This is a genomic window from Nocardia sp. NPDC050412 (assembly GCF_044458825.1).
GTDB lineage: Bacteria > Actinomycetota > Actinomycetes > Mycobacteriales > Mycobacteriaceae > Nocardia.
Window position 1 is genome coordinate 157,888 of record NZ_JBITIJ010000008.1, and the last position, 18,294, is coordinate 176,181.

The window sequence follows — 18,294 nt, forward strand, 5'->3', positions numbered from 1 at the left end:
TGGCGAACGCTTCTATCCAGACCGTGAAACGGGTCGCGCCCGGCCCCGGCAAGTGCCGGAACCGGGCGCGATTCGGCCGGGTTCACGCGGAACCGGCACCGCCGGACCTCGGTCCGGCACCGTTGGTCGAACCGGCCGTGCCCGGCACGGATTTCGCCAGCTCATCCAAAGCGTCCTGGGATGGGCTCACCGCCTCGCCGCCCGCGGTCAACAGGCCCGTGCGCTCCACGACATCGGGTCCGGCACCATTGGCCGCCGCCGCACCCTTGGCCGCCTCGATTCCGCCGACCGTCCGCAACGGCACTTCCTTCCAGAACAGCACCAGGATCAGACCGAGCAGCGCGAGACCGGTCACCCAAAGGAACACCGTCGACATCGACTCGGCGAACCCGACCTTGAACGGCCGCGCCAGCTCCGGACTCAGCTGCTGCACGATCGAGCTGTCCTTCAGCACCCCGCTGGCTGCCGAAGTATCCTGCGCGAGCAGGCCTTTCGCGAGCGCGGCATCAGCGGGATTGCTGCTGTGCGCGGCCTCGACCACGGCGTGTTGGAACGCCGGATCGGTGGCCGCGGACTTCATCTCCGTGGAGATATTCGGCGTCAACTGCGCGAAGAGGATCGAGAGGAATACCGCGACACCCATCGTGCCGCCGATCTGCCGGAAGAATGTGGCCGCGGCGGTGGAGACGCCCATATCCTTGGGCGGCAACGCATTCTGCACCGCTATGGTGAGCGGCTGCATGAGATTGCCGAGTCCGAATCCGGTGCAGGCCATGAAGATCATCGCGACCCACAGTGGGCTGTCGGCATTCACGAAGTGCAGCAGGAACAGGCCCAGCGTCAACATGCTCGCGCCGATGAGCGGGAAGATCCGGTAACGACCGGTACGCGAGATCAGCTGACCGGATACGATCGAGCCGGTCATCATCCCGAGCACCATCGGCAGCATCTGCAGACCCGCCAGCGTCGGACTGGATCCGCGCACCACCTGTAGGTACTGCGGCAGCAGCGAAATACCGCCGAACATCGCCGAGCCGACCACGACCGAGATCACCACGCCGAGCGCGAAGGTCTTATTGGCGAACATCCGCAGCGGAATCAGCGCCTTATCCTTCATCGACTTCTCGACCAGCACGAAACCGATGACACCGAGCAGTCCGATCACATAACAGAGGATGGAACGTCCACTGCCCCAACCCCATTCGCGACCCTGTTCGGCAACGATGAGCAGCGGCACCAGGCCGATCGCCAGCACGAGCACACCCCACCAGTCGACCCGGTCGGTGGAATGCGGCCGCTTCGGCAGCTTGAGCACCTTGGAGACGACGCCGAGCGCGATCAGGCCGATCGGCACGTTGACGAGGAAGACCCAGCGCCAGCCGCTGATCCCGAGGATGCTGTCCTGTCCGGCCAGCACACCGCCGAGCACCGGGCCGATCACACTGGAGGTGCCGAATACCGCGAGGAAGTAGCCCTGATACTTGGCGCGTTCACGCGGGCTGACGATATCGCCGAGGATGGTCAGCGCCAGCGACATCAAGCCGCCCGCACCGAGTCCCTGGAATGCGCGGAACGCCGCGAGCTCGTACATCGACTGCGCCATCGTGCACAGCAGCGAACCGACCACGAAGATCGAGATCGCGGCCATGAAGAAGGGCTTGCGGCCGAACATGTCGGACAACTTGCCGTACAGCGGTGTCGCGAGCGTCGCGGTGATCAAGTAGGCGGTGGTCGCCCACGCCTGCATCGAATAGCCGTCGAGATCATCGGCGATGGTGCGGATCGCGGTGGAGACGATCGTCTGGTCCAACGCCGCGAGCAGCATGCCGAGCAGCAGACCACTCATGATGGTCAGGATCTGTCTGTGGGTGAAACCCGTGGGCTCCGCCACGGTGGCCGGTGCGGTCACGAATCGTTCTCCGTATCGAGGTCGAATTGGTGCTGGTCCTGGCGGATTGCCGCGACCATCGCGGGCTTGGCCCGCTCGAAGTCGTCGACGAACTGCCGCAGCAGTTCGGCGAATGCGGCACGGTCCTGCGGAGTCCAGGCCGCCATCACCCGGGTCAGGTTCTCGCGCCTGCGCCTGCGTATCCGCTCGGCGATCTCGCGGCCTCGTTCGGTGACGACGAGCACGGTGGCGCGGCCGTCGTTGCGATCGGCTTGCCGTTCCACCAAATGTCGGTCGACGAGGTGGGCGACATGCCGACTGACCGTCGACGCGTCCGAATGCACCGCCTCGGCGAGCGCGCCCGAACGCATCGGTCCGTCACAGAGCAGCCGGAACAGGACCGCGAACGCCGCTGGATCCACGCCGTCCTTGCTCCGCATTTGCGCCGCGGTCCGCTCCCGGATCCGTTGCAGCCGGGTGAGCTGCATCGCGATCGCGTCGACCGACAGCTCGTCCTCATCCACCCGACTCGCACCTTTACTTGCGTCAATCAATTAGTTGCGTGATACAAGTATGTGCGCGGACCAAAGGCTAGGGCAAGTGAATAACCGGCCTTTACCGGCCCTTGAACTCCGGAGCTCGCTTCTCGAACACCGACTGGATGGCCTCGGTGAGATCCTCCGACGGCAGGAATGCGGAGTTCCACGCCGAGACATAGCGCAGCCCGGCCGCCACCTGGTCCTTGGTGCGCTGCTCGAGCACATCCTTGGCACCCTGCACCACCAGCGGCGGATTCGCGGCAATCTCGCGCGCGATGGCATGCGCCGCGTCCAGCGTCGCCTCCTGATCGGCGAATACGTCGTTGACCAGGCCGATCTTCTCGGCACGCGCCGCGTCGATGTCCTTACCGGTGTAGGCGAGTTCGCGCAGATGCCCCTCGCCGATAATGCCGGGCAGCCGGTGCAGCGAGCCGATATCGGCGACGATCGCGACCTTCGCCTCGCGCAGGCTGAACTTCGCATCCGCGCTCGCGTAGCGGATATCCGCGGCGGCGATCAGGTCCAGCCCGCCGCCGATGCACCAGCCGGAGACCGCGGCGATGACCGGCTTGCGGCAATCGGCCACCGCGGTCACCGCGGCCTGCATCCGGCGCACCTCATAGAGGAAGTCGGTACGCGGCGCGGCCAACGCTTTATCCGCCATCAACGGACCGAAGGTCCCGGCCATCGCGGGCAGGTCCAGTCCGTAGGAGAAATGTTTCCCGGAACCGGTGAGCACAATCGCACGAACCTCGGGATCGGCATCCAGTTCCCGGAAGATCTCCGGCAGCTCCCGCCAGAAATCCGGACCCATAGCATTGCCCTTGCCGGGGCCGGTCAGCGTGACCTGGCCGATGTGATCCTTGGTTTCGACGGCGAAAGCCTGCCAATCAGTCATTCGTATAGCGTAAAGCAGAAGTGCCCCGGCCAGCAGACCAGTCCGTACTGCCTGCAAATGCTGTGCAAAGCCGGTGCGCCGCAGTGGTTCTCCCGCCTGGCTATCCGACCACTGACTGAGAACTAAACCGGCACACTGCCCGCAATCGCTCTACTCTGGTTCCATGCGCAGGTCGCTTCCACCAGTCGCATGCCGGGTCGCGGATACCCTGATCGCGCGCGGCCACCATGGTGTCATCGTCACTCAGCCCGCCCCCACGCCCACCGCCGCCGATGCCGCACGTGCACTCGGCATCGATGTGGGCGCCATCACGAAATCACTGGTGTTCCTCCTGGATGATGATCCGGTGCTGCTGCTGGTTTCCGGCGCACACCAGGTCGACCTCGGGCGCACCGGCGAACGGCTGGAAGGCAAACTCACCCGCGCGCCCGCCGAGATGGTGCAGGAAGTGACCGGTCAGCCCATCGGCGGCATCGCACCCGTCGGCCATCCCACCAACCTGCCGACCTGGGTGGATAACGCGCTGTCCACACACCGGGAGGTCTGGGCCGCGGGCGGACATCCGAATACCGTGTTCCGCACCTCGTTTCGCGAACTCGTGCGCATCACCGCCGGGCTACCCATTGATGTGGATTGAACGCCACACCGGCACACGGCGTAGTTTCGTCATGTGAGCGCGCGAACCATCAACACCGCACCAACGGTCGCAGCGCAGCCGAGCGCTAGCGAGGCGCAGCTGTGACCGAAGCTCGACCCCCCGCTACGGATATCCAGATTCCCGATGATCTGAGCGGTATCACCGCCGAGCTGTACCGCGCTTCCATGCGGCACTATCCGGCGGGCGTCACCGTTGTCACCCTGGGCTCCGCGAACGGCCCGGTCGGCTTCACCGCGACCTCCTTCGCCTCGTTGTCCCTCGAACCCCCGTTGATCTCCTTCAATATCGCCCACACTTCGTCGAGCCTGACGGCATTGCAGGCGGCCGACTCCGTGGTGATCCATTTCCTCGGCGAACATCAGCACGAGCTGGCCAAGCGCTTCGCCCGCACCGCCGATCAACGCTTCAGCGATCGCTCACTTTGGACCACCCTGGACACCGGCGAGCCCGTGCTGCACGGCACGCCCATCTGGATCCGCGCCACCATCCAACAGCTGATCCCCATCGGCGATCACACCTTCGTCGTCGGGTTGGTCACCCGGGTCCACGACAGAACCGACGAACAGCCCAGCGCCGCTCCGCTGCTCTACTACCGCGGCCGCTACTACCGCCCGACCTCGCTCGAAGACTGAGCGCGGCCGGGCGGATTCGCCTGCCCGGCAACGCTGCGAAGTCCGAGGGGGATCCGATCAGCCGATCGAGCAGGGCGCGGCACCATCTGTGGAATCGGGGCGGGCGAAGGGGCGGGTCTCGGGTGTCGGATTCCAAACTCCGTCGGTGCTGGCGTAATTCCACGACGCACCCTTGTCGACCAGAGTCGCGATGGCCTCGACCAGCCGATCCACATCGTCGGAGCTGGTGCCGAGGCCGATGCTGGCGCGCAGGGCACCGTCGAGGCCTAGGCGCTCGAGCAGCGGGTGGGCGCAGAAGCGGCCGTCGCGAATGCCGATTCCGTGTTCGGCGGAGAGGTAGGCCGCGACGTGGCCGGGGATGAATCCGTCCAGGGTGAAGGCGACAATGCCGACGGTGTCGGGGCTGTCGTCCCAGATGCGCAGCAGGTTGACACCGGGAATTTCGGACAGCCCGGCGCGCAGGCGATCAGCGAGCCGTCGCTCGTGCACGGCAAGGGTTTTCGGATCGATCGCGCACAGCGCGTCACATGCGGCGGCGAGTGCGGCCGCACCCAGGACATTCGGCGAACCGGCCTCGTGACGCTGCGGCGCGGCCGCCCATTCCGCATTGGTGGTGGTGACCTCGCGGACCGCACCGCCGCCCGCCAGATACGGTTCGGCGGCATCGAGCCAATCCCGGCGTCCGACAAGCACTCCAGCGCCGAACGGTGCGTAGAGCTTGTGGCCGGAAAAAGCGAGGTAGTCGATTCCGGTGGAGCGCAGACTGATTCGACGGTGCGGTGCCAGCTGCGCGGCATCTACCAGGATACGGGCACCGCACTGGTGTGCGATGGTGGCCAGGCGCTCGAGCGGCAGCACCTCACCGGTCACATTGGAAGCACCGGTCACCGCGAGCAATGCGGCTGGCTTACTGCACAATTCGGCGATCAGCTGGCGGATCGTCTCGTCGACGGTCGCCGCGGCCTTGACGACGCGACGGCCGTGGCGGGTCCAGGGCAGGAAGTTCGCATGATGTTCGATATCCAGCACCACGGTGTCGCCGGGTACGCAGGCGGCGAGCAGATTCAGCGAATCGGTGGTGTTGCGGGTGAACACCACGACCTGGTCGTCGGCGGCGTCGAGGAACCGGGTGACCGAACCGCGCGCGGCCTCATAGCACTCGGTGGAGATCCGCGAAGCGTAACCGGCACCTCGGTGCACGCTCGCGTAGAACGGCAGCAACTGCTGCACCCGATCGGTGACCTGCGCCAATGCCGGTGCGCTTGCGGCATAGTCGAAGTTCGCGTAGGTGGTCTTTCCGCCCTGTACGAGCGGCACCTGGAGGTCGTCGCCGGAGACCCGGGCGAGGGCGGCACAGCTCTGATCGATTACAGCGGTCATCACAAAATCCCATCGGCTTTGGGACCCGAAATCCGGTGATCATCCGAGTCCGCGCTTGCCGCACCCGGTCGGGCTGCGGCCCGGTCGTCACCCGGAGCACCCCACCGCGGAGGAGGGTTGCCGACCAGCTAGCCGGGGCTTGACGCTGGTACTCATGACCTGAACCGAGATTGGCAGATGTCCCACCGCCCTGTCAACCGCGTCTTGGCTGCATACACATGCAGTAGAATAAATAACCTTGCAATGCCGAGTGATGTGCGGTCTGATCGAGAGGTGACGCTCTCCCTGTTGCTCAGCTTTGTCGGCCTGTGCATCCTGCTGTCGATTACGCCCGGCCCGGATTCGTTCCTGGTGCTGCGATTCTCGATCGTGGACGCGCGACCCGGCATCGCCGCGGCGATCGGCTCGGCACTGGGCGGGATCGTGTGGGCAGTCGTGGTCGCGGCCGGCGTCGCCGCACTGCTGGAGCAATCCGCGACGGCCTACCGGACGCTCAAGGTCATCGGCGGAATCTATTTGGTGTACTTGGGAATTCGGGCGCTGATCGATCACCGCAGGCAAGACACCGCCGCGACGTCCGGACAGTCGGCCACACAGGCTCCGACCTCGATTCGCTCAGCATTCGCCGCTGGCTTGGTGTCGTGCATGTTCAACCCGAAGGTCGGACTGTTCTATCTGGCGGTACTGCCGCAATTCCTCACCGATGTCACGTTTTTGAACACCCTCGCGCTCGGGGCCATCGAATGCTCCATTGCCGCCGTCGAAATGATCCTGCTGGCCCTGCTGGCGTCCCGGGCGGTTGCCATGTTGCGGCGCCCCCGGGTTCGCGATCGGCTCGAGCAGATCAGCGCGGCCATCCTCGCCACGCTCGGCATCGGGACCGCCGCCTCGGCCGCGTAACGCGCCGGGCCGGATATCCACCGACCCGGCGCACAGCATCACAGCTTAGGCTGAATCTCCTTGCGCCACAGCAATAGCGACGCTACCAACGAAATGACGGAGGCGGCGGTGAGCCACCAGAACGCCTGCCGGAATCCGGCATCCACCGACAATCCGGCATCGGCCGCACGGTACAGCACCACCGCGAGCAATGCCGCTCCGATCGACCCGCCGACCCGCTGCAGAATATTCACGAACGCTGCCGCATCGGGCAACTGCTCGGGCCGCGCCGAGGCGTAAGCCGCGGCGACGATCGGCACCCCGGTCAAGCCGGTCGCCATGCCGCGGATCAACAGAAGTACCTGTACGACAACAGGATTCATAGAGGCATCGCCGAGCGCGAACGGCACCGTGACCGCTACGGTTACCGCACTGCCGACCACCGCGACCACTCCCCCGCCGTACCGATCTGTCAACCGACCGCCGACGGGCAGCGCGATGATGCCACCGATCCCGAAGGACATGAGCAGCAACCCCGTCGCGATGAGACCGTCATGATGCAGTACCTGAAAGTACAACGGCAGCAACAGCATTGACCCGAAAAGTGACGCACCGGCGAAGGAATTCGCCACATTCGCCGTCGCGAATACCGGATGCCGGAACAGTCCCACATCGAGCAGGCGCCCACCGCGCACCGACCGTGCCACGAACAGCCCGAGCGCCAGCACCCCGACCACCACCGACACCGACACCGTCGGCGCGGAAATGCTACCGCGACTACCGAATTCACCCAGTCCATAAACCAACGCCGATAGCCCGACCCCGATCAATGCGAACCCGATGGCATCGAATCTGCCGCCGTTGCCCGACGCCTGCGCCCGCGGCAATACCCGACGCCCCAGCACGAACGCCACCAGCCCGAACGGGATATTGATCAGGAACAACCACTCCCAATCCAGATTCGCCAGCATGACACCGCCGATGGTCGGCCCGATCGCGGGTGCGGCGACCACCGCGATACCGACCACACTCATCACCCGGCCCAGCCGCTGCGGTCCCGCGACCTGACCGAGCAGCGTCTGCCCAGCGGGCACCAATAGCCCCGCCGTCAGGCCCTGCGCGATCCGAAAACCGATGAGCCAGCCGATATTCGGAGCCAGCGCACACAGTCCGGATGTCACCGTGAACCCGGCGAGCGCGGTCAACCAGACCCGGTCCATTCCGAACTGCCGCCCCAGCCAACCGCACAGCGGCAGCGTGACGGCGAGTGCGAGCAGATAGCCGCTCGCGATCCACTGGGCACTGTCCAGTGCCGCACCGAGATCCGTCGCGATCGAGTTCAGCCCGATATTCACCAGCGACGTGTCCAACATGCTCATGACGGCGCCGAAGACCACCACACCGGCCACCCGCCATACCCGCGCGGGAATGGGTTCGAGTGCGGGTGCGGTGGCGGCGACGGCCGTTCGAGTATCCGACATGGATCCTCCGCTATTTGTAGACAACCTAGATTGCGGAGGTTATCAACAATCTGGCACCTCAACAATAGATATAATTACCGAATGCCCGCTGACCACATTTACCCTCGCGGCCTGCTCCGCTTCCCGACGTACGCGCTCGGCAAGCTGCACAAGGCCGTTCACGCCGAGATGGGCACGTCATTGCGCGAACACTGGGTGCTGGTCTGCCTGGAGGAGTTCGACGATCTGTCCCAGCAGCAGGTCTCCACCGCTCTCGGCATCGACCGCAGCGAGGTGGTCCGGCTCATCGACGGCCTGGAGGAGGCCGGATTCGTCATCCGCACCCGCGATTCGATGGACCGGCGCAAATACCGGCTGTCTATCACCCAGTCCGGGCGCGCCGAGCGCCGCAAGACCGATGAGCTCATCGAAAAGGCCGCCGAGCGGGTGCTGTACCGACTCGACGAGGACGAGCGGCGCACGCTGCACCGCCTGGCGCTGAAGGCGCTCGGCGAAGAGGTTTGAGGCGATAGGGCGCAGGTACCGTAGAAAGTTGGTCACCGTGGCGTTTGCCCACTGGTAACCCTGCTGTGAAACAACAACGAGGAAGCGCTAGGCAGGTCTATGAGAGGTGGGCACGACGTGATGCTGCGGCCGCAGGTCGACACCGCGGCGGGCACGGACCCCGTGAACGGGCTCCGCACACCCGATCCCTTGCTGTGCGGCGCACTCGCGCCGCAGGCCAGGACCCTTGTCGACATCCTGAACAGCACCGCGGCGGCCCATCCGGAGGCGCCCGCCATCGATGACGGTCGGGTAGTGCTCAGCTACACCGAATTGCTGACCGAAATCGACGCCGGAGTCGTGCGCTTGACCGCGGCGGGTGTGCGCCCCGGCGACCGCGTCGGCGTGCGCCTGCCGTCCGGCACACATGAGCTTTACGTCACTATTCTGGCCATTCTTTTCGCCGGTGCGGCCTACGTCCCGGTGGACGCCGATGACCCGGAGGAACGCGCCCGACTCGTCTTCGGTGAGGCCCGCGTCACCGCGATCGTGACCGCGGCAGGCATCGAGCCGATAGCCGTCGAACGGCCCGAGTCCCGCGAGGCATCGACCGTTCGTCCCACACCCAACGACGATGCCTGGATCATCTTCACCTCCGGATCCACCGGAACCCCGAAGGGCGTCGCCGTCACCCACCGCAATGCCGCCGCCTTCGTCGACGCGGAAGCGCGCCTGTTCCTGCCGGATGCCCCGATCGGTCCGGACGACCGGGTCCTGGCCGGACTCTCGGTCGCCTTCGATGCTTCGTGTGAGGAAATGTGGCTGGCCTGGCGCAATGGCGCCTGCCTGGTCCCGGCACCGCGCGCCCTGGTCCGCACCGGCGCGGATCTCGGTCCCTGGCTGGTCCGACACGAAATCAGCGTCGTCTCGACGGTCCCCACCCTTGCCGCGACCTGGCCCGCCGAGGCACTCGAGCCGGTCCGGCTGCTGATCTTCGGCGGCGAGGCGGTACCGCCCGAACTCGCCGAACGCCTTGCCGGAAGCCCCGCGGCGCGAGCGCCGGGCCCGGAGGAGGTAGCGGAGCGTGACCACATAGGGCCCCGCGAACGCCGCGAATCAGATACCGAACGTGAGGTCTGGAATACCTACGGCCCCACCGAGGCGACAGTCGTTGCTTGTGCGGCACTGCTGGACGGCAGCTTCCCGGTCCGGATCGGACTGCCGCTGCACGGCTGGGATCTGGCCGTTGTCGACGCCGCCGGAAACCCGGTGGACGAGGGCGAATCCGGTGAACTCGTGATCGGCGGAGTCGGCCTGGCCCGCTACCTCGATCCGGCCAAGGACGCCGAAAAATACGCTCCACTACCGTCACTCGGTTGGGACCGCGCCTACCGAAGCGGCGATCTGGTGCGCAAAGACAGCGCTGGTCTCATCTTCCTCGGCCGCGCCGACGATCAGATCAAACTCGGCGGCCGCCGCATCGAACTCGGCGAACTCGACAATGCCCTACAGCACCTACCCGGCGTCACCGGGGCCGCGGCCGCGATCCGAACCACCAAGGCGGGCAACAAAGTCCTGCTGGGCTACCTGACCGGCACCGCACCCGATTTCGACCTCAGGGCCGCGAGAGCTCAACTCGCCGAACAACTTCCGGCACCGCTGGTTCCCCGACTCGCCATCGTCTCGGACCTGCCCACCCGCACCTCGGGCAAGGTCGACCGCGATGCCCTGCCGTGGCCGCTGCCGAACACCTCCGAAACCGACACCGTGACCGGCGAACTCACCGAAACCGAGCAATGGATTGCCGGACTGTGGGATTCGATCCTGGGTGCCGAGGTCACCGGTCCGGATATCGACTTCTTCGACCTCGGCGGCGGCTCGCTCTCGGCGGCACAGCTGGTCACCGCACTGCGCGAACGTTATCCGCGCATTACCGTCGCCGATCTCTACGACCATCCACGTCTCGGCGCGCTGGCCGAACTGCTCGATGAGACCTCGCCGAGCGCCGCTGTCGAGGAACGGATCGTGCGCCCGACGCCACTGCGCGCCCAATGGGCCCAGGTGTTGGCCACCGTCCCGCTCACCACGCTCACCGGCCTACAGTGGCTCACCTGGTTGGCCATCGTCGGCAATATCGCGGGCTGGTCCGGCTCGCTGCCCTGGCTGCCGCATCTGTCCTGGTGGTGGACGCTGGTCGCCTTCCTGATCTTCATCTCACCGCCCGGTCGCATGGTGATCTGCGCGAGCGGCGCTCGGATTCTGCTGCGCGGCGTGCGGCCCGGCAGTTACGCGCGCGGCGGATCGGAACACCTACGACTGTGGGCGGCGGTCCGGCTCTCGGAGGCCAGCGGTGCGGAGAGTCTCTCCGGTGCACCGTGGATGGTGCCCTTCGCGCGGGCACTCGGCGCGAAGATCGGCAAGGGCGTCGATCTGCATAGCCTGCCGCCGGTCACCGGCATGCTCGAACTCGGCGACGGCTGCAGTGTCGAGCCCGAGGTCGACCTGTCGGGCTACTGGATCGATGGCGATGTGGTGCACATCGGCCCGATCACCATTGGTGCGGGCGCGGTGATCGGTGCGCGCTCGATCCTGTTACCCGGCAGCAAAATCGGCAAGAATGCGGAGATCGCGGCCGGATCGTCGGTATCGGGCAAGGTGAAGGCCGAACAGGAGTGGGCCGGCTCGCCCGCCACGAAAGTCGGTAAGGCCCAGCATCGTTGGCCGGCACACACTCCCGCGAGGGCCGCGCACTGGGTCGCGATTTTCGGCGTGACCTCGATGGCATTGGCGGCCATGCCCATTCTCGGTTTGGCCGCGGGCGGTGCATTCATTGCCTGGTTCATTCGCGATGCCCGCACACTCGCGGGTGCACTCGCAGAGGGTTTCGCCATCCTGCCCGTCGCAACGCTGCTCAGCCTCGCCGTCTACACCGTGGCCACCCTCATCGCAGTCCGGCTGCTCAGCATTGGACTCATCGAAGGACATCATCCCGTCCGCAGCCGGGTCGGCTGGCAGGCCTGGGCCACCGAGCGGCTGCTGGATTCGGCGCGCACCTTCCTGTTCCCGCTCTACGCCAGCCTGCTGACCCCGGTGTGGCTGCGCCTGCTCGGCGCGAAGGTCGGTAAGAGCGTCGAGGCGTCCACGGTGCTGCTGCTACCGAAATTCACCACGGTCGCCGACGGTGCATTCCTCGCCGACGACACCATGATCGCCAGCTACGAACTCGGCGGCGGCTGGCTGCACATCGGTGATGCGAAGGTCGGCAAGCGCGCCTTCCTCGGCAATTCCGGTATGACCGCACCCGGTCGACGAGTGCCGAAAAACGGCCTGGTCGCGGTGCTTTCGGCGGCACCGTCCAAGGCCAAGGCCGGTTCGTCCTGGCTCGGCAGCCCCCCGGTGCGACTGCGCCGCGCCTCCGAAACCGGCGATACCGAACGCACCTTCGAGCCACCGCTGCGGCTGAAGGTGTTCCGCGGCATCGTGGAAACCTGCCGACTGCTCCCGGTGCTCGTGACCTTCGCCATCGGCCTCGGCGTGCTGTTCACGCTGGCCTGGATCGCGGAATCGGCCGGATACTTTGTCGCCGGACTGCTCTGCGGTCTGGTGCTGATGGCCGCCGGTGCGATCGCGGGGGCAAGTGCGGTCACCGCGAAGTGGTTGCTTGTCGGGCGAATTCGCGCCGAGGAGCATCCGCTGTGGAGTTCGTTCGTATGGCGCAACGAGGTTGCCGACACCTTCGTCGAAACCGTTGCCGCGCCGTGGTTCGCGCGCGCCGCGACCGGCACCCCCGTACTGAATCTGTGGCTTCGTGGACTCGGCGCCAAGATCGGCCGCGGGGTATGGTGCGAGTCCTATTGGCTACCGGAGGCGGACCTGGTGACACTCGGTGACGGCGCGACCGTGGAACGCGGCTGCGTGGTGCAGACCCACCTTTTCCACGATCGAATCATGGCCATGGACACCGTGATCCTGGACGCGGGCGCTACCCTCGGACCGCACTGCGTCGCCCTGCCCGCCGCGAGCATCGGCGCCGGCGCGACCATCGGCCCTGCCTCGCTGGTCATGCGCGGTGACACCGTGCCGCCGTCCACCCGCTGGTGGGGCAATCCGATCGCGCCGTGGTCCAGTCCGGTGCCGAGGCCGAGCGAGGCCGGAGCGGCCAGCTGATGCGGGCCAAGTTCTACGAAGAGCCCATCGACGAATACCTACCGCAGAACGGAAATCGCGGCTATCGGGTATCGCGGTACGAACTGGAGCTGACCTACAAGCTCGCCAGCAACCGACTGGCGGGCCGCGCCGAGATCACCGCGGTGACTACCGCCGTCCGAGAGCGTTTCGCATTCGACCTGTCCCAGTCGCTCACCGTCGCCAAGGTCTTCGTCAACGGGAGCAAGGCCGCGAAGTACACCCATCAACACGGCAAACTCGTGATCACCCCGCAGCAGCGGATTCCGGCGGGCGGGGTACTCGGCCTGGTCATCCAGTACGCGGGCATACCGAAGCCGGTGCGCGGGCCGTGGGGCGAGGTCGGCTGGGAGGAACTGACCGAGGGTGCCTTGGTCGCCAGTCAGCCCAATGGCGCCGCATCCTGGTTCCCCTGTGACGATCACCCGAGTTCCAAAGCCAGCTACCGGATTTCGATAACCACCGACACCCCGTACTACGCGCTGGCCAACGGCACCCTGCTGCGCAAGCAGACCAAGGCCAGCCAGACCACCTGGGTCTACGAACAGCCCGAACCGATGTCGAGCTATCTGGCCACCATACAAATCGGGCCGTACCGCAAACACCGCATCGGCAGCCCGCGCGGTTCGGTGCCGATGCAGGCCGTGGTCCCGCCGCGACTGCGCGCGAATTTCGAACACGACTTCGAGCGCCAGCCGAAGATGATGGAGCTGTTCACCGAGAAGTTCGGCCCATACCCGTTCGAGGCCTACACCGTCGTGATCACCGATGACGAGCTGGAGATCCCGATCGAAGCGCAGGGCATTTCCATCTTCGGCGCCAACCACTGCGACGGCCGCCGCGGCGCGGAACGCCTGGTCGCACATGAACTCGCGCACCAGTGGTTCGGCAATAGCCTGACCATCCGGCAATGGCGTGATATCTGGCTGCACGAGGGCTTCGCCTGCTATGCCGAGTGGATCTGGTCGGAGGCAGCGGGCGGGCCGACCGCCGATCAGCTGGCGCGCGCTGCCCGGCACAATCTGTTCCGGCAGCCGCAGGACATCATCGTGGGTGATCCGGGCACGCAGCGCATGTTCGACGATCGCGTCTACAAGCGCGGCGCGCTCACCCTGCATGCGCTGCGGTTGGAGATCGGGGAGCTTGCCTTCTGGGATCTATTGCGCGAGTGGACGATTCGCTATCGGCACGCGTCGGTGAGCACCGAGGAGTTCACCGATCTGGCCGGCCATTACAGTCTGGTGCCGCTACGGTCGCTGTGGGACGCATGGTTGCTTTCCGAGCCGCTGCCGCAATTGCCGCCCTCCGGTGGGCAGGCTAATTCGACCTCGCGTTAGAAAACCAGGTAGCGCGCCGCGAGTTCTTCGACCAGCGGATCGTCTTCGGCGACGCTGTCGAGTGCGTCCAGATCGGCACCGACCGAGATCTCGCGCGGGTCGTCCTGCTCTTGGTCCCGGATGCCGTCCTCTTCGAGCTGGCGCAATAGTTTCGCCCGCACGCGTTCCTTCAACGAATCACTCATATATGAAGCCTTCCTGAAAAACGGCTAGACCGGCGTGAGCCAGGTCCCCCACGGCGTATTTCGCAGCACCGAATACCCGATGAGCAGCGCGAAGAAAAGCCACATCGTGGTGCGGCTGATCCGAGGTAGTCGCATCCGTTCGCCGCGCCAGGCGCGGATCGACCAGTCACCGATCCACAGCACGAAGGCCAGCACCAGCGGCAGCACGAGCAGATTGCTGTGTACCGCATCGAGAATTCGGCCGTCGGTCAGATTGTGCATGCCGCGCATGCCGCCGCAGCCGGGGCAATACAACCCCGTCAGCGCGTACACCGGGCAGATTCCGTAGGAGCCTTCGCCGTGCGGATCGCGGAAATGCAGCAGGGTCGCGACTCCGATACCGACGCCCGCCGCCACCAGCGGCCACCCCATGGCGCGCAGCCCGATACGCCTCGGCTGTTCCGGTCCTTGATGTGCGACCGATACCGCATGCCTCATCTCCACAAGCACCAACGGTAGCCGCGGCCGCCCCACCCCCGCCACAGCTCGTCCCCGCTACACGGTGGACCGCTGGTACGCCGGACAGCGATTTCTCCGGCTCGGTCGCGGTCGAAATGGACGCCGGAGACCGTTCATCCGTGGTCGTTTTCGTTCGCGCTCCCAATCGCCGCGATGTCCCGGAGATTTCCACCCGGACGATCCGGTCCGCCTGGTGATGCCCGAGGTTATCGCCGGCTTCCTCGCCTCCAGCCGAGCTTCGGCCGCCGCAGGCTGGCGCCAGCTGCACCCGTCGTCGACGCCCGAGAACCGGCGACCGTGGGTCGGACCGCGATTGGGGGCGACAGGGCACGACGGCGTGGGTAACGGGCGGCTCGGGCACCGGCGATATCCAAGAAGAAGCGGCTCGTGCTCATGTTTCTTCACGACAGACTATTGGCCGACCTAATTTCGGGTATCCACCCGATAGAGCCAGGATTCCGCCACTGGGAGCGCTAGCAGTAGCAAGCACTCAGCTTGCACTGTACTGTGGCGGCAGACACAAAGGAGTGCTCAAATGCTGGTCAAGTCGATGAGGACGCTGGCTGAAGTGCGCGGAGACGAACCGTTGACCGCCGCCTACCGTGCCGGACTTCGGTCCCGGACATACCGGACCGCGTCGCTCAACAAGCCCGCCGCCACCCCCGAGATAATCCCGGTAACCACCGTGGACGGGGCCAAACTCAGGGTCCATGCCTACGGTCCCGCCGACGGCGATGTCATCGTCTTGATCCACGGCTGGAGCTGCTGCATCGAGTACTGGAATCCGCAGATCAACGCCTTCGCCGACCGCTACCGCGTGCTCGCCTACGATCAGCGCGGCCACGGCGAGAGCACCCTCGGCAGCACCGGCCCGGGCGCACAGACGCTGGCCGACGACCTCGAAGCCGTGCTCGAGGCAGCTGTCCCACTCGGCAAGCGCGCCGTCCTCGTCGGGCACAGCATGGGTGGAATCACCTTGCAGGCGTGGGCATCTCGCTATCCGGAACAGGTCACTCGACGCGCCTGCGCCGTCGTCATGGCTAACACCGCGGCCAGCGATATCCGCTACGAAACCGATCTGCTGCCGCTGTTCAACAAGCCGCTCATGGTGGCCAAGCGGCCGTTGACCGTACTCGGGGCCAGCGTCCGCGTGCCGCTCGTTATCGCGGAAACCGCACTCAGCGCGCCGATTCCGCTGCCGGGCGGCTGGCCGGTCAGCGCGGTCTTCAAGGCCCGGGTGATGTCCAAGCCCGCCACCCGTGACGAGGTTGACTTCGCGCTCGGCATCGTCCGCTCGTGTCGCCCGCTCACCCGCGGCCTGCACGCCGCCGCCATCGGCAGCCTGGACCTGGGCGACGCCGCGAAGCACCTGACGGTGCCGACCACGGTCATCGCGGGCGCGGAGGATCACCTGCTGCCCGAACGCATGTCCCGCCCGATCGTCGAGGCCCTGTCCGAAGCGGGTCATCTCGCCGACTACCAGGTCTGGCCGACCGGCCACCTCGGCAATATCGAGGCCGCCGACCGCTTCAATACCCTGCTCGCCGACGTGGTCCAGCGCGCCAACCCACGCACGGCCGCCGCGGGCTGACCCGAACCTCTGCTGGGGCTGGTCAACGGCGCCCGGCCCCAGCAGAAAATTCCTTGAACGCCACTGGTCACGGTTGTTATCTTCGACGGGTGATCACCATTCGACGGATCTGGCGTCGGCTGCCTCAGCAGCCCTGATCAACCATGTCCACGGGCTGTACGCGGCCCGTGAATGTTCCTGCGCGGAACGAGGTTTCGTACGGCCCTCGATCGTCCAGGAGCCCCACGTTGAATTCCTACTCCGCCACCCGCGACCGCAGTGACGCACTCGCAGACGCCATCGCGGCCAATCCCAGCCGATACCGGGTCCTCACCGGCGAACGACCAACCGGCCCGCTGCATCTCGGCCACTACTTCGGGACGATCGCCGAACGAGTACGGCTGCACAATCTCGGCGTCGATACCTTCGTCATCCTCGCCGACTACCAGGTCATCACCGACCGCGACGGCATCGGCCCCGTCCGCGACAACGTCTACAACGCCGTTCTCGACTACCTCGCCGCAGGCGTCGACCCGAACCGCGCGACGATCTTCACCCATTCGGCAGTCCCCGCACTCAACCAGCTGATGTTGCCCTTCCTGAGTCTGGTCACCGAGGCCGAACTACATCGAAATCCCACGGTCAAGGCCGAACACGCCGCGGCAGGGCGCGCATTGAGCGGACTACTGCTGACCTACCCGGTCCATCAGGCCGCCGACATCCTGTTCTGCAAGGGAAATCTGGTCCCCGTCGGCAAGGACAACCTGCCGCACATCGAATTGACCAGGGTGATCGCCCGCCGCTTCAACGAACGCTACGGCCACACCTTCCCGCAGCCGCAACCTCTGCTGACCGCGACTCCCGAAATTCCGGGCCTCGACGGACGAAAGATGTCGAAAAGCTACGGCAATGCGATCGCCCTCTCGATGACCGCCGACCAAACCGCCGCCGTCATCCGCCGCACCCAGACCGACGCCGACCGGACTATCACCTTCGACCCCGAACACCGCCCCGGCATCTGCGCCCTACTGACCACCGCGGCACGCTGCACCGGCATCGACGAACAAACCCTCGCCGCCGATATCGGCGATGCCGGAGCCGGAGCCCTCAAGAAATTCACCACCGACGCGGTCAACGACTACTTCGCCGCACACCGCCGACGTCGCGCAGACCTCGCCCGCGACCCGGAGTTCGTCCGCACCGTCCTGCGCGCCGGAAACGAACGCGCGAACGAAATCGCAAACCACACCCTCGACGAGGTCCGCGCCGCAACGGGAACCAACTACTGACGCACAACCACCGACATGCCCACGCCCGAAACGAACACGCCAACGAAATCGCAAACCACACCCTCGACGAGACCCGCGCCGCAACGGCAACAACTACTGACGCACAACCACCGACATGCCCACGCCCGAAACGAACACGCCAACGAAATCGCAAACCACACCCTCGACGAGACCCGCGCCGCAACGGCAACAACTACTGACGCACAACCACCGACATGCCCACGCCCGAAACGAACACGCCAACGAAATCGCGAACCGCACCCTCGACGCCGCAATGGGACCAATTACTGAACAACTGATAGGCAGCGGTCAATGCGCGGGCCCCGGGATCCGCGCCACGTGACGACCGAATCAGAAGCTGATCTGCACATACGGTCGACGTCGACGATCTC

At 65.9% G+C, this 18,294-nt stretch carries 15 protein-coding genes and 1 riboswitch; of the genes, 8 read left to right on the forward strand and 7 right to left on the reverse strand.

The window, feature by feature from the left end; translation table 11 throughout:
- Nucleotides 1-82: 82 nt before the first annotated feature.
- The 3 genes from ACIBI6_RS23565 to ACIBI6_RS23575 all read right to left on the reverse strand — a co-directional run bounded on the left by ACIBI6_RS23565 (nucleotide 83) and on the right by ACIBI6_RS23575 (nucleotide 3,325).
- Entirely contained in the window at nucleotides 83-1,846 is a 1,764-nt protein-coding gene (locus ACIBI6_RS23565) for an MDR family MFS transporter (RefSeq protein ID WP_396958005.1), read from the reverse strand.
- Nucleotides 1,847-1,905: 59 nt separating this feature from the next.
- A complete protein-coding gene (locus ACIBI6_RS23570) occupies nucleotides 1,906-2,412 on the reverse strand; it encodes a MarR family transcriptional regulator (RefSeq protein WP_364354014.1) in 507 nt (168 codons plus the stop codon).
- 91 nt (nucleotides 2,413-2,503) lie between these two features.
- Nucleotides 2,504-3,325 (reverse strand): crotonase/enoyl-CoA hydratase family protein, encoded by an 822-nt coding sequence (locus tag ACIBI6_RS23575; RefSeq protein ID WP_396957773.1) that lies wholly within the window; start codon nucleotides 3,323-3,325, stop codon nucleotides 2,504-2,506.
- 163 nt (nucleotides 3,326-3,488) lie between these two features.
- Between ACIBI6_RS23575 and ACIBI6_RS23580 the strand changes: the two genes are divergently transcribed.
- Complete coding sequence (locus ACIBI6_RS23580) at nucleotides 3,489-3,962, forward strand: YbaK/EbsC family protein (protein WP_364354020.1); 474 nt, start codon at nucleotides 3,489-3,491, stop codon at nucleotides 3,960-3,962.
- Between the two features lie 101 nt (nucleotides 3,963-4,063).
- A complete protein-coding gene (locus ACIBI6_RS23585) occupies nucleotides 4,064-4,615 on the forward strand; it encodes a flavin reductase family protein (RefSeq protein ID WP_364354023.1) in 552 nt (183 codons plus the stop codon).
- A gap of 57 nt (nucleotides 4,616-4,672) precedes the next feature.
- Here the strand turns inward: ACIBI6_RS23585 and ACIBI6_RS23590 are convergent, their stop codons facing one another.
- Complete coding sequence (locus ACIBI6_RS23590; protein ID WP_364354026.1) at nucleotides 4,673-5,995, reverse strand: aminotransferase class V-fold PLP-dependent enzyme; 1,323 nt, start codon at nucleotides 5,993-5,995, stop codon at nucleotides 4,673-4,675.
- A 46-nt stretch (nucleotides 5,996-6,041) separates the two neighbouring features.
- A riboswitch (SAM riboswitch) is annotated at nucleotides 6,042-6,155 on the reverse strand.
- A gap of 113 nt (nucleotides 6,156-6,268) precedes the next feature.
- Between ACIBI6_RS23590 and ACIBI6_RS23595 the strand changes: the two genes are divergently transcribed.
- Entirely contained in the window at nucleotides 6,269-6,895 is a 627-nt protein-coding gene (locus ACIBI6_RS23595; RefSeq protein ID WP_396957776.1) for a LysE family translocator, read from the forward strand.
- 38 nt (nucleotides 6,896-6,933) lie between these two features.
- Here ACIBI6_RS23595 and ACIBI6_RS23600 read toward each other — a convergent pair whose 3' ends face one another.
- Nucleotides 6,934-8,355, reverse strand: a complete 1,422-nt coding sequence (locus tag ACIBI6_RS23600) for a DHA2 family efflux MFS transporter permease subunit (RefSeq protein ID WP_396957777.1) — start codon at nucleotides 8,353-8,355, stop codon at nucleotides 6,934-6,936.
- Between the two features lie 81 nt (nucleotides 8,356-8,436).
- On the opposite strand from ACIBI6_RS23600, the gene ACIBI6_RS23605 reads away from it, so the two are divergent.
- The 3 genes from ACIBI6_RS23605 to ACIBI6_RS23615 all read left to right on the forward strand — a co-directional run bounded on the left by ACIBI6_RS23605 (nucleotide 8,437) and on the right by ACIBI6_RS23615 (nucleotide 14,360).
- Nucleotides 8,437-8,859 carry a MarR family transcriptional regulator gene (locus ACIBI6_RS23605; protein WP_364354035.1) on the forward strand — a complete coding sequence of 141 codons (423 nt, stop codon included), beginning with the start codon at nucleotides 8,437-8,439 and terminating at the stop codon, nucleotides 8,857-8,859.
- Between the two features lie 120 nt (nucleotides 8,860-8,979).
- Entirely contained in the window at nucleotides 8,980-13,005 is a 4,026-nt protein-coding gene (locus ACIBI6_RS23610; RefSeq protein WP_396958006.1) for a Pls/PosA family non-ribosomal peptide synthetase, read from the forward strand.
- Nucleotides 13,005-14,360 (forward strand): M1 family metallopeptidase, encoded by a 1,356-nt coding sequence (locus ACIBI6_RS23615; protein WP_364354041.1) that lies wholly within the window; start codon nucleotides 13,005-13,007, stop codon nucleotides 14,358-14,360. The genes ACIBI6_RS23610 and ACIBI6_RS23615 overlap by 1 nt, the downstream gene beginning before the upstream one ends.
- Here the strand turns inward: ACIBI6_RS23615 and ACIBI6_RS23620 are convergent.
- Together ACIBI6_RS23620 and ACIBI6_RS23625 are read right to left on the reverse strand one after the other, a co-directional pair.
- Nucleotides 14,357-14,545 carry a hypothetical protein gene (locus ACIBI6_RS23620; protein ID WP_364354044.1) on the reverse strand — a complete coding sequence of 63 codons (189 nt, stop codon included), beginning with the start codon at nucleotides 14,543-14,545 and terminating at the stop codon, nucleotides 14,357-14,359. The two genes, ACIBI6_RS23615 and ACIBI6_RS23620, sit on opposite strands and share 4 nt — an antisense overlap.
- Nucleotides 14,546-14,569: 24 nt before the next feature.
- Nucleotides 14,570-15,022 (reverse strand): DUF2752 domain-containing protein, encoded by a 453-nt coding sequence (locus ACIBI6_RS23625; protein WP_364354239.1) that lies wholly within the window; start codon nucleotides 15,020-15,022, stop codon nucleotides 14,570-14,572.
- 556 nt (nucleotides 15,023-15,578) lie between these two features.
- Here ACIBI6_RS23625 and ACIBI6_RS23630 point away from each other — a divergent pair.
- Together ACIBI6_RS23630 and trpS are read left to right on the forward strand one after the other, a co-directional pair.
- Nucleotides 15,579-16,634 carry an alpha/beta fold hydrolase gene (locus ACIBI6_RS23630; protein WP_364354047.1) on the forward strand — a complete coding sequence of 352 codons (1,056 nt, stop codon included), beginning with the start codon at nucleotides 15,579-15,581 and terminating at the stop codon, nucleotides 16,632-16,634.
- Nucleotides 16,635-16,861: 227 nt separating this feature from the next.
- Entirely contained in the window at nucleotides 16,862-17,902 is a 1,041-nt protein-coding gene (gene trpS, locus ACIBI6_RS23635; RefSeq protein ID WP_396957780.1) for a tryptophan--tRNA ligase, read from the forward strand.
- The last annotated feature ends 392 nt before the right edge of the window (nucleotides 17,903-18,294 follow it).